This window comes from Gordonia oryzae (assembly GCF_003797185.1).
In the GTDB taxonomy this organism is placed as follows: domain Bacteria; phylum Actinomycetota; class Actinomycetes; order Mycobacteriales; family Mycobacteriaceae; genus Gordonia; species Gordonia oryzae.
On sequence record NZ_RKMH01000002.1, the window covers coordinates 94435 to 108949 of the forward strand.

12 protein-coding genes and 1 pseudogene are annotated in these 14515 nt (G+C 66.0%); 9 read left to right on the top strand and 4 right to left on the bottom strand.

Going from position 1 to position 14515, the window contains the following annotated elements:
• The first annotated feature begins 3 nt into the window (after positions 1-3).
• From EF294_RS02415 to EF294_RS02435, 6 genes are all read left to right on the top strand, one after another.
• Positions 4-954 (top strand): Clp protease N-terminal domain-containing protein, encoded by a 951-nt coding sequence (locus EF294_RS02415; RefSeq protein ID WP_123925417.1) that lies wholly within the window; start codon positions 4-6, stop codon positions 952-954.
• A 239-nt stretch (positions 955-1193) separates the two neighbouring features.
• Positions 1194-2756, top strand: a complete 1563-nt coding sequence (locus EF294_RS02420; RefSeq protein WP_246007632.1) for a siderophore-interacting protein — start codon at positions 1194-1196, stop codon at positions 2754-2756.
• 23 nt (positions 2757-2779) lie between these two features.
• The gene (locus EF294_RS21810) at positions 2780-2926 is read left to right on the top strand and encodes a hypothetical protein (protein ID WP_246007633.1); all 147 of its coding nucleotides are present in this window, start codon (positions 2780-2782) and stop codon (positions 2924-2926) included.
• A 160-nt stretch (positions 2927-3086) separates the two neighbouring features.
• The gene (locus EF294_RS02425; RefSeq protein ID WP_123925418.1) at positions 3087-3719 is read left to right on the top strand and encodes a TetR/AcrR family transcriptional regulator; all 633 of its coding nucleotides are present in this window, start codon (positions 3087-3089) and stop codon (positions 3717-3719) included.
• A 198-nt stretch (positions 3720-3917) separates the two neighbouring features.
• Positions 3918-5300 (top strand): MFS transporter, encoded by a 1383-nt coding sequence (locus tag EF294_RS02430; RefSeq protein ID WP_123925419.1) that lies wholly within the window; start codon positions 3918-3920, stop codon positions 5298-5300.
• 22 nt (positions 5301-5322) lie between these two features.
• On the top strand, positions 5323-6204 hold the full coding sequence (locus EF294_RS02435; RefSeq protein ID WP_123925420.1) for a 1,4-dihydroxy-2-naphthoate polyprenyltransferase: 882 nt from the start codon (positions 5323-5325) through the stop codon (positions 6202-6204).
• A gap of 267 nt (positions 6205-6471) precedes the next feature.
• Here EF294_RS02435 and EF294_RS02440 read toward each other — a convergent pair whose 3' ends face one another.
• Both EF294_RS02440 and EF294_RS02445 read right to left on the bottom strand, forming a co-directional pair.
• Positions 6472-8763 (bottom strand): TPR repeat domain-containing protein, encoded by a 2292-nt coding sequence (locus tag EF294_RS02440; RefSeq protein ID WP_123925421.1) that lies wholly within the window; start codon positions 8761-8763, stop codon positions 6472-6474.
• Complete coding sequence (locus EF294_RS02445; RefSeq protein WP_123925422.1) at positions 8760-9098, bottom strand: hypothetical protein; 339 nt, start codon at positions 9096-9098, stop codon at positions 8760-8762. The genes EF294_RS02440 and EF294_RS02445 overlap by 4 nt, the downstream gene beginning before the upstream one ends.
• A gap of 391 nt (positions 9099-9489) precedes the next feature.
• Between EF294_RS02445 and EF294_RS02450 the strand changes: the two genes are divergently transcribed.
• A complete protein-coding gene (locus EF294_RS02450) occupies positions 9490-9630 on the top strand; it encodes a transposase (protein WP_123925423.1) in 141 nt (46 codons plus the stop codon).
• Between the two features lie 190 nt (positions 9631-9820).
• Here EF294_RS02450 and EF294_RS02455 read toward each other — a convergent pair whose 3' ends face one another.
• Complete coding sequence (locus EF294_RS02455; protein ID WP_123925424.1) at positions 9821-10447, bottom strand: DUF6461 domain-containing protein; 627 nt, start codon at positions 10445-10447, stop codon at positions 9821-9823.
• Between the two features lie 88 nt (positions 10448-10535).
• On the opposite strand from EF294_RS02455, the pseudogene EF294_RS02460 reads away from it, so the two are divergent.
• Positions 10536-11306: pseudogene (locus EF294_RS02460) on the top strand (IS256 family transposase); the annotation flags it as partial.
• A 47-nt stretch (positions 11307-11353) separates the two neighbouring features.
• Here EF294_RS02460 and EF294_RS02465 read toward each other — a convergent pair.
• Complete coding sequence (locus EF294_RS02465; protein ID WP_123925425.1) at positions 11354-12454, bottom strand: phospholipase D-like domain-containing protein; 1101 nt, start codon at positions 12452-12454, stop codon at positions 11354-11356.
• 259 nt (positions 12455-12713) lie between these two features.
• Between EF294_RS02465 and EF294_RS02470 the strand changes: the two genes are divergently transcribed.
• Positions 12714-14474, top strand: a complete 1761-nt coding sequence (locus EF294_RS02470) for an HNH endonuclease signature motif containing protein (RefSeq protein ID WP_123925426.1) — start codon at positions 12714-12716, stop codon at positions 14472-14474.
• Positions 14475-14515 lie beyond the last annotated feature (41 nt).

Consider the following 14515-nt stretch of genomic DNA (forward strand, 5'->3'; position numbering starts at 1 on the left):
ATCATGTTCGGTCGATTCACTCGAGACGACAAGATGCTGCTGGCATTCGCCACGCAAGAAGCCGCCGACCTGGAACACCACCGGCTCGGTAACGACCACCTCATCCTCGGGATGCTGTGCAATGCACGGACGCCGCTGTACGGCGTACTCACCGAGGCGGGGTTGAACCTGATCGACGCGCGAGACGCCTCCCGCGCCTATCACGACGAGAACGACACCGACGACGACGCCGCTGCCGAGCAGAACGCCGCCGACCGCTACGAGGAAGACCGAGAAGCGTTGCGCTCCATCGGAATCGACCTCGACAAAGTACGTGCGGCGGTCCGCGACCGCTTCGGCGACGACCTCGCCGACGGCTGGGCCGAGCGCCCGCACCGGGGCCGCGGACGCGGACGCGGGGACTGCGGTCCCCGAGGCGGCCGGGGCCGCGGACATGGCCACGGGCGTGGTCGCGGACGCGGCGGCTACGGACCGCAGGCCTGGGGCCCTCAACCGTGGGGACCGCAAGCCTGGGGACCACAGGGTTACGGACCACAGGGTTACGGGCCACAGGGTTACGGACCCCAGGGCTGGGGCCCGGCGCCCTGGGCACCGCAAGACGCCGACGCCGAGGACGGACAGTCCAAGGGCTGGGACCCCGACCGCCGCGGACGCGGCTGGGACGGAGCCGAATTCGGCACCGGCGGACCCTTCGAATCCGGTCGCGGCCGACGTGGCCCGCGCGGTCGCGGCATGCGCCCGCGTTTCGCCCCGCAGGTGCGTCAGGCGCTCGAGGCTGCGGCCCGCATCGCCCGTGAACGCAACGACCGCGGGCTCCGCGCCGAGTACCTGCTGCTCGGCATCATCGAGGTCGCCGACCCCGCGTCGGTGGCCGTGATCAATTCGGCGACCACTCCGGACGATCTCAAGGCCGCGATCCTCGCGAGCCTGCCAGAGGCGCCGGCCGGAGTCTGACACCTCGCCCCGCCGACGAGAAAGCCGGCCGTATGCACTATGGGTACGGTCGGCTTTCGGTATGCGCCGCAACGGAACCCGGCGTATCGGACGTCCGACTACGCGGGTGCGGTGATGCGCGCACGGAACCGTCGATCACTCCGGCGCCCGATCCGACGACCCCGCACCAGGAAATGAGCACCTCCGGATGAGCCGGTCCCTGATATTGCGACCACCCGCTCGTCCTGCGATGCGTCCAGGTGCGCGCGGTCACCGACGTCACGCCGCGCATGCGGCGCGTCACCGTCGGCGGTGAGCAACTCGGTGCCTTCGCCCGCGGCGGAATGTCGTTCCCCGCCTTCGCCGCTCCCGCGTTCGACGACCACATCAAGCTCATCTTCGCTCCCGGCGCCGATATCACCGACGCGCTGCCCCGCCAACAGGAGAACGGCATCGACTGGTTGCCGTCAGAGCACCGGGTGACACGCGATTACACTCCGCACCACCACGATCCGCAGGCGCTCGAGATGCAGTTGGACTTCGTCGTCCACACCGAGGGCGACGCGTCGGGCCCCGCCGAGCAGTGGGTGCGTTCGGTGCAACCGGGCGACGACCTTTGGTTCGTCGGACCCAAGGCCTCCACCGTGATTCCCGACGACGTCGCCGAGTTGCTGCTCATCGGCGACGAGACCGCGATCCCTGCGATCGCCCGCTTCTTCGCCGAGCGTCCGCTCGATGTGCCGACCCGTGTGATCCTCGTCGTTACGTCGCAGAATGCGGTGCAGGATATCGCGATCGATGACGACGATCGACTGGACTGGGTCATCGGTGCGCCCGGCGACCGTGACGCGTTGGTGGCTGCGGTTACCGATGCTGCGCCTGTCCGTCGTCCCGCCTATGTATGGGCGTCGGCGGAGAGCCGGGCGCTGCTCCCGCTGCGCCGACTCGTGACACGCGACTGGGGTATTCCCAAGTCGCACAGCGACATCACCGGATACTGGCACATTCGTGACGAAACCGCCGATGCCGCAGCAGGCGGCGAATCGCCCTCTGCGGGTGTACCCGTCATGCCGATCGGGTCGCCGGTGGCGTGGATGGCCACCCGCGCGGCCCTGCGGCTCGGGGTGATCGACGCGCTCTCCGGCGGAGGTCGCTCCCGCGGAGAGGTCGCCACGGCCACCACAATCCCTGTGGCGAGCCTGGATTCGCTGCTGGGTGTTCTTGTTCCCTGCGGTGTACTCAGTGTTCGCGGCGACGGGATCGTCCTCGGCCCGGTGGGGGAGCGGTTCCTCGACGACGAGCATGCCCGTGAGGAATTCGACGGTCTCTACGCCGAGCAGGTGCTCGCCCTCTGTGGGCTCGCCGACGCGTTGCAGGCCGGGCGACCGGCCTGGGCGGAGCGCACGGGTGACACCCTGCGGACCCATGTGGCCGCGTCGGCGGAGAACTATGCCGAACTGGTCGAAGAGGCGGAGGGGCTTGTCTTCCTGATGCCCGCGCTTGCCGCACTTCCGCTGTGGTCCAAGTGTTCTCGAATCGCCATCGGCGGCCCGGCCGCGCTCGTCGTCGCCGACGGACTGCGCACCGGCGGGGTGCGCGCGGCACTGACCGTGGTGGAGGAGCCGCCCCGCTGGCCGCGTTGCGCAGCGACGACCCGCCGCCCGGCGTCGACTTCGCCGATGAGTGGGGTGCCTCCGATGCCGCCGTGCTCGCCGGTGCGGTCGAGCATCGCACCGACGACGAGATCATCGAGCATCTCGAGCGGGTCCGCGCCGCCACCGACACGCTGCTGCTGGTCGAGTCGACCGAAGCCGACGCCCTGAATGCCCGGGCCGCGGAGATGGCGGTGGCACTCGGAGCCGTCGGGGCGCCCCCGCGCACCGGTGCCGACCTCAAACGACTCGCACACGCCGCCGGCTGGTCCGTCGCCTCGGCCACTGCTCTCGGCTTGGGCGTCGAGTGTCTGGAGTTGTCGCCGACCCAGCCCGGCTGACACCTCCCGTCACCGACAGCGCCCTCCCCGCCGCCGACAGCGCCCTCCCCGCCGCCGACAGCGCCCTCCCCGCCGCCGACAGCGCCCTCCCCACCGCCGACAGCGCCCTCCCCCTCACCGACAGCGCCCGAATCGGCGGCGGCTGGTAGAACTGGATTTCATGCCGCCCGCCCCGTCACTGCAGCGCGACGACATCGTCGACGCCGCGATCCGACTCATCGAACGTGATGGAGTCGAGGGCTTGAGCATGCGGCGTCTCGCGAATGAACTCGGGTCCAAACCGATGACGCTGTACAACTACGTCGACAACAAGTCCGAACTGCTGCAGCTCGTTCTCACCGAGGTCGCCGCGCGCATCCCGTGGTCCCGTCCGGAGGGGCCACCGCGCGAGCGGATGATCGCCGTTGCCGTCGACATGTACAACGAACTCGCCGCGATCTCCTGGATCGTCCCCATCCTGCGTGAGGGCACCACGGTCGGTGCGCCTGCACTCGTCCTTGTCGACACCTTCGTCTCTGCCGCAATCGAACTCGGCGTCGACAAGGTGACCGCGATGTCGACGTGGCGCTCGGTCTGGTACATCGTCGCCTCCGAGTTGCAGTGGCAGGACACCCTGGCCCGACGCCGACCGGGCGAGAAGTCGTGGCATCAGACGATCGACCCCGACCTCCTCACCGGCGCGCCCACCATCGCGCGGTTGCTGCCGCATCTGATCGAGTACTCGCGCGCGTTCCGGGTGCGCGACGCGGTGGCGGCGCAGATCGACGGCGTGCTGTCCCATCTGAACGACTGACCCGGCCGGCCGGATCTCCGAGCGCTGTCGGCACCTACCAGAGCGCCGTCGGCGCAACACCAAGCGCTGTCGGCACCAGACCGGGCGCTGTCGGCGACGACCCGAGCGCTCTCGACATCAACGGGCACTCAGGCTAGCCTTTGGTACGCGTACGTAAACGTACGCGTACTGAATGTGACCCGAGAGGCCTCACCGTCAATGACCCTCACGCCGACGACGACACCCACCCATCACCGCGCCCTGGTCGGGACCGTCTTCACCCTGCAATTCCTGGTCGCGCTCGACATGTCGCTGGTCAACATCGCCCTGCCTGCCATGCGCGCCGACCTCGGGTTCACCGCCTCGGGGCTGCAGTGGGTTGTCAACGCCTACCTGCTGACCTTCGCCGGGTTCATGCTCCTCGGCGGCCGGCTCGGCGATCTCTGGGGCCGCCGAACCGTCATCCTCACCGGACTAACGGTGTTCGCCCTCGCGAGCATGATCGGCGGATTCGCCACCAACCCAACCATTCTCGTCGCGGCCCGAGCGATTCAGGGGGTTGCGGCCGCCCTGCTCGCCCCCGCATCGCTTGCGCTCGCCTCGAGCGCCAACCCGGCCGTCCGCAAGACCGCGATGGCCTTCTGGGGTGGCGCCGGAGCTGCCGGCGGCGCCGTCGGCGTGGTGCTCAGCGGGCTGCTCACCGACTGGTGGTCTTGGCGCGCAGTCTTTTTCGTCAACGTGCCGATCGTCGTCATCGCGCTCCTCGCCGCGCTGCGCGGTGTCGACGCCGGGCATCGACGCAGCGTCGTGCGTCTCGACGTGCCGGGTGCGGCCCTCGTCACCGCCGGCGTCGCCTCGCTCGTGTTCGCGGTCGCCGCAGCAGGAGACCACGGGTGGTCCTCGGCGCGCGCCCTGATCGGCTTCGCCGCCGCGACACTACTGCTCGCCGGATTCGCCGTCGTCGAGTGCACCGCCGACCATCCACTCATGCCGCCCCGGCTACTCATGACACGAAGTATCATAGGCGCGAACATCTTCGGGTTCATGCTCGCCGCCGGTCAGCTCGCCGCCTTCTACTTCGCCTCGCTCTACGTGCAGACCGTGTGGGACGTCGACTCCGATGTCGCCGGGTTGCTGTTCCTCCCATTCTGCGCCGGAGTCGTTCTCGGAATTGTCCTTTCGGGAAAGCTGTCACCGAAGATCGGTGCCCGCAACAGTATCGGTGTCCTCGGCCTCCTCGGCGCCGCCGGACTCGGATTGTTCGCATTGATGCCCGACCAGTTCGATTTCTGGCGCGGAATCCTGGCACCATCGCTCGCCGCGTCGATCGGTATCGGCGGATCGATGGTCCTCGTCGGCGCGGTGGGCACGAGCGGCGTCGACTCCGCAGAGGTCGGTGTCGCCTCCGGCGTGCTCAACAGTTCGCGGCAACTCGGCGGCACGATCGGGCTCGCGGTGCTCGTGACGATCGCGGCGAGTCAGACCGTCCCGGCCGACGGCTACCACCTCGGATTCGCCGTCGGGGCTGTCTTCCTTGTCGCCGGTAGCGTCATCGCCTGGGTGGTCCTGCCGCGCCACGAGGTCGCAAGCACCGCGCCGTGATCCGCATGGCACGATCGAGTGCGTGGCAACCGCAACGCAGTGGATAGCAGGCGCCCGACCGCGCACCCTCCCCAACGCGATCGCCCCGGTGGTTGCCGGGGTCGGTGCCGCGCTCTTTGCCGGCGGCAACTCCTCCGACGTCGTCTGGTGGAAGGCTGCGTTGGCGCTCGTCGTCGCGATCGCGCTCATCATCGGCGTGAACTTCGCCAACGACTACTCCGACGGCATCCGCGGCACCGACGACGAGCGGGTCGGCCCGATGCGGCTCGTCGGGTCGGGAGCGGCTCAGCCGTCGGCGGTCAAGGCCGCAGCATTCCTGTGCTTCGGGATCGGCGCGATCGCCGGACTGGTCCTCGCGGTGACGACGGCCTGGTGGCTGGTCGTCCTCGGCGCGATCTGCATCGCCGGGGCGTGGTTTTACACCGGCGGGTCCAAACCGTACGGCTACTACGGCCTCGGTGAGATCGCCGTGTTCACCTTCTTTGGTCTGGTTGCGGTACTCGGCACGCAGTACGTCACCTCGGGCCGGGTCGACTGGGTGGGCCTGGTGTGCGCGATCGCGGTGGGCTCGATCTCGACGGCGGTGCTCGTCGTCAACAATCTGCGCGACATCCCCAGCGATACCGAGTCGGGCAAGATCACCCTCGCCGTGCGTCTCGGGGATCGACGTACCCGTGGCCTCTACGTCGGCCTGCTGGCGGTACCCCTCATCGCGAGTTGCGTTCTCGCCGTGGCGACCCCGTGGTCGCTCATCGGTCTCGCCGTCGCACCCCTCATCTGGCTCGCTGCCCGCCCGGTCCTAGGAAAGGCAGTGGGCCCGGGTCTCATCGCTTCCTTGGGCGCCACCGGTATCGCGATGCTTGTGTGGTCGATCCTCGCTGCGATCGCGTTGGCCGTCGGCTGAATCCGATACGCCTGCGCGGCTTCGCTTGTTGATTGCGACGGTACTGCCGTAGAAGTCGTACGGATCGGTGTAAAAGTTGTAGGCGTTCATTGCCGGCGACGGCACCACTGGCGCGATGGGCCGTAATCGGCGCGACCGTCTGAACCACGTCGGGAACCGGAGCCGACGGCGTCGGCAACAACAGACTGAGCACCTGCTGCGCACGGGCCAGCGCATCCGGATCGGCGGCCATATTTACTCATCGTGATTTACTCATGCCCCCCGAGGCTAGTCGATGATCGCCTTTCCGTATCCGGCCCGGAAGTCGGTGATCGAGTCTTCGCCGGCGAGCGCTCGCATCATCGCCACCAGCCCACGGGTGACGTCAACATCGTTCTCACCGTTGGCGATCGCTGTATACGGCTTGATGCACCCGTTCTCGGGATCGACGAAGTCTGCGTAAGCCGCGGCCACGTGCGGAGGCAGCGGACCGACCCCGCTGAGGACGTTGTAGAAGGCGGTGTTGCTGTTGTCGCCGTGCAGATGGGGCACGGTTCCGTCGGGACTGATCGTGACTGACGTATCGGTCGGTGGACCGATCAACAGGTCTTTGAGCCGCCCGGTGAGGCCGGTCGCGTCGGCCAGATCAGTGGCGTCCTCGCCGAAGGGCAGGTACCCGCCGGCAGTGGACAGCAGCGTGAACATCTGGTCAACGGACTCGGACTTGCGTTGATAGGCCTCGGCTGCGGCCTCGCGGCCGTATTCATCGACGGTGGCCAGCTTGATCGCACGATCGATGATGCCTTCCACACGCCCCGCGGTGATGAGTTTTTCGTTGGCGTCGGGGTGTTGACCGAAGTCGTGTTCGAGTTCGAGCTGGGTCAGCATGGCGCGGCTGTTGATGGTCTGCCCGGCCTGCTCATCGGTGTTCAGTGTGGCGATGATGTTCGACGCGCCACGCAACGTGTCCCGATCGAGATTCGCTACGTCGAACCCTGGATGACTATCTGTGCCAACGAGATCGGGCAGATACTCGCCCATGCTGAGTGCGAGGCCGCGCACCAGTTCCGGGTTCACCTCGCCGACGGATTGCCCATCGGTGCTCGGGATCGCCGACATCAGTTGCCAGGAAGCATCACTGGCGGTGGCGCGGGCCACCGACTCCATGATGTCGCCGGCCCGGGTCGCGCGGATGACGTCAAGTGGATCGCCGGCGTTCTCGACGCGCATCTCGGTGTCGGCGAAGGTGAACATCAGCGCGGCATTACGGCCGTCATCATCCCAACGATGAGTCAGGACGTCGGTGACGAACTGCATGCCCGTCTGTGGGTCGGCGACTGCGGCGTTGACGGCGATCGTGTCGGACGAGAGCGCCCCGATCATTGCCGTGGTGAGTGACTCGTCGGGCATGCGGCCTCGGCCATCGACCATGTAGGACGGATTGTTCGGATCCTGTTCGGCGAGAACCTGTCCGTGCAGGTAGGTCTCCGTGGCGCGCATCAGTGCGTGGTCGAGGTCGGTGCCCATCCCGTACTGCCGTTCGCCCTTGCCAACGATGCGGGCGATCGCTTGATTGTCGGCGACCCCGTTCAGGCTGTAGGAGTTGCCGCCCACGCTGGAACCAGGGTATCCGGGAGTGCTGCGCGTCCCGACGATGAGAAGATCCTTGCGCGTGAGCGAGGCACGCATCTGCGCGGGGAGGACGGCCAAGCCGCCGGTCGTCGGAACCTCCGGGTCACCGATGACACTCGCCGTTACATCGTGATGCGACGAGATCTGCATGATGTTGACCAACCCGCTCTGGGCCTCCGGAGGGAGAGCGCCCAGGATGGCCTCGATCTCTTGTGGCGACTTCCCGTCGAGTCCGCGTAGCAGCGTGTTCATGTACTCCATGTGTGATGCCGAAATGGTCACCGGCGCCCCGGCTTCGAGTGCGGCGAGCTGCTGTGGATCGAGCCTTCCGGCCTCGACCAGTCGGCGTAAGGCCTCCGGCGATAGCGTCGATGGATCGTTCGCGAGTGCTCGGCCGTCGGCGCCTCCCTCGGGGCTGCCGATCGAGTCGGCACTGGTGAATCCGGCGATCAGACCGGATCGCATGCCCGCGAGGCTGTTTCGGATGTCTGCGTCGGCGGTGGTCACCTCGGCGACGGCGCTGGTGATCGCCTGGGTGTGGGCGACGATCGCGTCCCGGATCGCGACGGTCATCGGCCCGGCGGCGCGTGAGTGCGCCGTGAGGTACTCGTCGACAGTGAAACCGGACGCCTCGGCAGTCGCAATCGCGGCCCGAGCGCGCCGGAGTGGAGCATCGATACTCCAATACCCTTGTGTCGCTTTATCGGCCAGATCGCTCAATGTCTGCGCGATGGTACGCGAAGTTCGTAGATCGGATTCGGCGCGAGCGAGCGCGGCATCGGCGGCAGCGCCGGTCCAGTGGGTGCCGTTGTTGATCGCTACCGTGGACCGGTAGCGGGTGAACAGGTCCTCGATCCCCGTGCCCATCGTCGTCCAGGCCGCGGCGAGATCGAGCAGAGTGGACGCATCGTAAGTGAGGATCTCGGATTTGGTCAGCGAGCAGATCATGCCGGGTCCGTCACGTCCCAGTCGCCGGTCGCCGCGGTGTACAGTGCCGCGATCTGGTCGGCGTTCTGCTCGTCGGAGGCTTCGAATCGTTTCGCCACATTGATCATCACGTCACCGGTCTCGCTGAGCCGCTCCCGGATTCCCGGTATCAGTACGCCGGAGACGACGGCCTGAGCGATGTCGAGGGCCTCGTCGACCGCCTTGACCAGACCCGGGCGGGCCGCGCTGATGGCGTCCTGCCCGGACGTGGCCGGCAACATCATCGCCGCACCCGCCAGACCGTGCAATTCGGCTCCGAGTGAACGCAATCTGTCGAGATCTGCTGCCACAGTCATGTCGTCTCCCAGTGCCGAGCTATGTGTGCCGGAAGCCTATAACGCGCCTACCGCCCATCAGCGGGTCGTGGCGAAGCCTGTGGATAATTCTGGCCGCGACCTATGGCACTGTCACCGCCCGTTGCGTCGGGCCCTTACGGCGGATTGTGAGTCGTCCTGGGTCGGGTGGAGGCCTTGGTTATGCCACCTCCGTTTCGGTGGTGACACGCTCATGGTAGCTGGTTTCGTAGTCGACGGGCGTCTGGTAGAGGCGTGTCCCCAATGAACTGGACCGGGCTTTTCTGGAGTCCTGATTGCCCTAATGACGGCGTGAAGGGACGATAGGGATCATGGCGGGACGGAAGCGTCGCTCGGCCGAGGACATCGTGCGCAAGCTGCGCCGCGCCGACGAGTGGCTGCGGAAGGCAAGACCGGCGAGGAGATCGCCGCCGACCTCGAGGAGTCGGCAGCGACCTTATACAACTGGCGCCGCCAGTACCGCGGCATGGACGCTGATGCCGCCAAGAGCTCAAGAACTGCGCGATCGGAATAGCCGGCTTAAGCGGCTACCGGCCGATGCGGGGATGGAGAAGGAGCACTGCGGGTGATCGCCAAGGGAAAATGGTGAACCCAACCGTCACGACCCGCCGTAACAGGCAGCGCTGCCCTGGCTGACGTCAGGCCCGAAACCCCACCACTCCAGGGGACTCTCCCGTCGATCGCGGTGGTGCAGGAAGGCTGTGTCAGTGCGGCATCTGGACCCGCACGACGGTGAAGGTAGCTTCGGCGATGGTCTGTGGTTCTAGATGCACGCCTGTCAAACGTTCCGTCAGGGCAAATGCCGCTGCTCGGTTGTGCTGCTTTCCGTTGAGTTCATGGTCGGTGGGTGCTTGATCGAAGCCGGACTCCCGCATCATCGTTGTCAGTGTGCTGGGGTTGTCGGCTTGTAGGTCGGCGGGACCGAGTAACGGCTCGAAGTTCGCGGTGAGGCGGCCGTTTTCGTAGATGAAAAACGAACCAGTACCGTTTCCGTCGCTGTAGTGGTGACAGACGACTCGACGTCCTTGCGATAAAGGTCCAGCGATCTGGGGCGTGGTGCCGGCGAACCCGTTGACCTCGAACATGGCGGTCCACGATTCGATCTGGAACAGCCCGGCTAGCAACTTCTCCGGGTCCCAGTTGTCATAGGAGCGGAATCGTAGATCGTCTCGAAAGTTCGTCGATCCGAGTTCCTCGATGACTGGAAGCTTGGCGATAACGTCGTCAACCTGAGCGTCCTGGATGAGAGTCAGGCAGAATGCCTGGAACTCCCCAGCGGTCCCACCGTTCTCGGTCCACAGATAATCGTCGTAGGTTGGGTTCCTGCTCATATTCTCACTGTAGAGGGCCTGGCGATGTCAACCCGTGCAAGCAACGTTGTCTCGTAGGAGGGCTTCAAACTGTAAGGGCACGGAGGTCTCCGCGGTGCTGCCGCTGCTGTACCTGCATGGGCTGTCTTCCGGCCATTTTGGGCCGGCACTCGAGCAGTTCCTCGGCTCCGGCGCCGGACTCTCAGCTGCCACGATCACCCGACTGACCAGTCAGTGGCAGAAGGAAGCCGCCGCGTTCGGCCAGCACGAGATCACTGCCGAGTACGCCTACGTGTGGGTCGATGGCATCGACCTCAACGTGCGGCTGGAGCAGGAAAAGCTGTGCCTGCTGGTCATGATCGGGATGCGCGTCGACACCGGCAAGAAGGAACTCATCGCTGTGGCCGATGGGTATCGGGAATCGACCGAGTCGTGGGCCGATCTGTTGCGGTCGTGCACACGTCGCGGTATGGCGGCGCCGACCCTGGCTGTCGGGGACGGCGGGCTCGGCTTCTGGTCGGCGATCCGGGAGGTGTTCCCAGAGATGCGTGAGCAACGTTGCTGGTTTCACAAGCAGGCCAATGTGCTTGCCGCGCTACCGAAAACAGCGCACCCCAACGCGATCAAGGCGATGCAGGAAATCTACAACGCCGAGGATGAACAGCATGCCCGGGCCGCGATCACAGCCTTCGAGAAGGCCTACGGCGCCAAGTACCCGAAAGCCGTGGCCAAGATCGTCGACGATACCGACGTGCTGCTCGAGTTCTACCGCTACCCGGCCGAACATTGGATCCATCTGCGTACCACCAACCCGATCGACTCGACGTTCGCGACCGTGCGGTTGCCGACCAAGGTGACCAAGGGACCCGGAGCCGGTGCGCGAATCGGCAGGCAGTGCCGCGGGACTGGGCCTACTGGTCGATGGTGTTATCCGGCAACGAATTCAAGATCCGGCCATTGCGCCAAGACGGCGTCGATGACGCTACGGCGCAGGTACCCGATGTCGTCGTCAAGCGTGACGCCGATGGCGTCGAGTCCGTCGGCGATGTCTCCGTAAGTCACTTCCGCCGTCGAACGCGGCACGAGAACGTAGAAGTAGGTGCGTTCGGGTGCGGCGTCATAGTCGATCCACTTGTGGATCACCTGCCCTGGTTCGGACGCGCTGCAGCGGCGTTTCGCCCGGCCGCGGACCTTCCACACCAGCACCACATGGTTACCTTCGGCGTAGACATCCCCAGTAGTCTTGCGGTCGCGGTCGTTCCAGAACACTGCGATATACGGCTTGCCGACGGTGGCGTTCTCTTCGGTTGTCGCGTCGTGCTTTTCGATCAACAGGTCGCGCTCGAACTCGGCTTCGGCAGACATGTCGTCGGTCGCCGACACCTGCGTGACGAACAGTTTTGACGGGCGAGGCCATTGGTGGGCCTCATTGGTCTGCTCATCAGACGACTGCTCATCAGACGACTGCTCATCAGACGACTGCTCGTCGGGCGACTGCTCGTCGTCCGGCAGGTTCACGGTCGACTGATCAAAGATGTCGCACAGCTCGCGGACCCGAGCGATCGTCAGCGGCGTGGCCCGCTGCTTCCAGTCGACGAGGCATGAGCGCGCTTCGTCGATCGTGTCGGGACTGTCGGTCAGCACGACGGCCTCCTGCAGCATCGACTTCGAACGCTGCGAGACGTTGGCCGACCCGACGGCCACGAAGGCGTCGGAGTCGTCGGTGGCCTCACAGAGGAGCATCTTGGCGTGCAGATGCGGCAGCGAATAGACCCGCACGTCGGCCTTGAGCCAGGCCAGCAGAGAGTGTGGGTTGGTCGACTTCTGTTCCACGGCCCGGACCGTCGCGTCGACGATGATCGATGATCCGGATCGCAGCGGAAGGTAGGTGTGCGCGTCGGCGCCCAGGTAGGCGATGGCCGCGGTCACCGAGTGCTGTCGAGCGGCGATGAGGGGAGTGAGTTGGGTCCACACCGAACCGGTGAGGAGTCGGGCCGTGCGGTTGGTGCCGAGTCCGAGGTTGTCCACGAGGACTCACAGTAGAGTGCTGTCGTCCTGCTCCACCAGAGTGCGGCGCCCCTACCGGTGGCCGAATCAATCCCGCCGAACCAACCCCCGAGATGATCGGGGTGCGCGGCGCCCCAGGCGCCGAACCTCGGGACCCCCGCAACCGATCGCAGGACCTGCCCGCGATCGAGATGGACCACGCCGAGCTGCCACATTCTTCGCGTTATGCCCTCGACCTGCGCCGATCACTGTTGTCAGACCCCGAAGGTATGTTCGATTCATGTCCCCTGAGGCCCTGCTCGACCGCGACGCCGATGCCGTCGGCGTGCCGAGCCCGACGGATGTGTGGCTTGCGGGCGCGCATGACGAGCAACCGAAGTCGTTCTTGGAGCAGATCCCCGACGACGAGGACCTCTCGACGGCCGACTTGGTGGAGGTCATCGCGCATAGCGCCGCGACGATCTCGGCGGCGAACTACCGGATGCTGCAGTGCATCTCGCTGCTTTATGAGGCGCACGAGGAGGAGTATGGATGTGAGGTCGCCGAGAAGACCTCGGGTGAGTCGAGCCTTGCCGAAATCGCCGAGTCGGCGGCGAAGGCGGCGTGCGGACTCGATCCGAGAGAGCAGTTCGGTCCGGACGGCCTGGACCGGACGGTCGCCGATGTCGGGGCCGTGTTGTCGATGTCTCCGGGTGCCGCCAAGGGCATGATCATGCTGGCCGAGGGTGCGCGTTATCGGCTGCCGTTGACCGGTGCGATGCTCGGGATCGGTCGAATTGACCTGCAACGTTTGAAGATTGCCGCTGCTGCGACCGAACTGTGTGATCCGGAGCTGCTTCCGGAGATCGACGTGACGTTGTCCAACATGATCGGTTCTCGTGATCAGATGTCGACGCAACGGTTCACCAACATGGTCAAGCGGGTGGTCTCCACGGTCGACCGGTCGGTGTCTCGGCATCATCGGCAGCGGGCACAGTCGGACCGGGGCGTCTCGGTCGGGCCCGATCGCTTCCGGCCGGGACAGGCGAGGATGACCGCGCAGCTGCCCACCGCCGACGGCGCGCTGGTCGGCTCGCAACTCGATGCGATGGCCGAGCGCGTTCACAAGGGAGACCCGCGGACCAAGAAGCAGCGACGCGCGGACGCGTTGATCGCCCTGATCCAGGGAGGCGATCGGCTCACCTGCGAATGCGAGGACTGCACGGCGGTCGCGGATGACCGTGACGAGGCAACCGATGACTCCGCAGTAGTCGATACCGAAGCGTCACACACTGATCCGGACCACGGTTCAGCGTGCGCCTCAGAGGAACTGCGTGCCGAGCAAGTACAGCGTTTGACAGAAGCGCAGGCGGAATGCACCTGCGAGTGCGCCGACCATCGTCACGAGTCGGCGGGCCCTCGCGGGACGATCTTCGTCGTGGCCAACGAGTCCACGCTCGCCGGCGAGGACGACCATGATGCGCTCATCGATGGCTACGGTCCGATAGACGCCGACTCCGTCCGGGAACTCGCCGAGGCTGAGTTCACCCGCAAGGTCGGGGTTTCCCCCGAGTCGGCGCTCAAGGGCATCGGCGGCCTGAAGTATCGACCGGGTAAGCGTCTGCAGGCATTCATCCGGGTCGGTGAGTTGTGCTGTACGTGGCCGGGTTGCAACGAGCCGGTCTGGAAGACTGATCTCGACCACAGCGACCCGTTCGACCATCAACACCCCGAGCGCGGCGGTCCGACCGAAGCGTGGAATCTCAAACCACTATGTCGTTTTCACCATCGGATGAAGACCTTCGGCCGATGGCGAGACTTCCAGGACACCATGATGACCGTGATGTTCCAATCGCCGACCGGGCATTGGTTTGTCGGCAACGCATTCCGCGGGATCGACATGTTCCCCGGGCTGAAGGGTGCCCATACACTGAGGTACCTCAAGAACAAACCACCCGACCATCCCGCCCGCACAGCGATCGACGCGCGCCACGCCAAGGTACGCGCCGCGGACCAGCGGGCCCTCAAGCGTTGGGACGACGCGCATCCGCCGCCATTTTGAGAGTGGTTGTCCCGCAGGTTGTCTAGCGGGTGAGGCGCGGT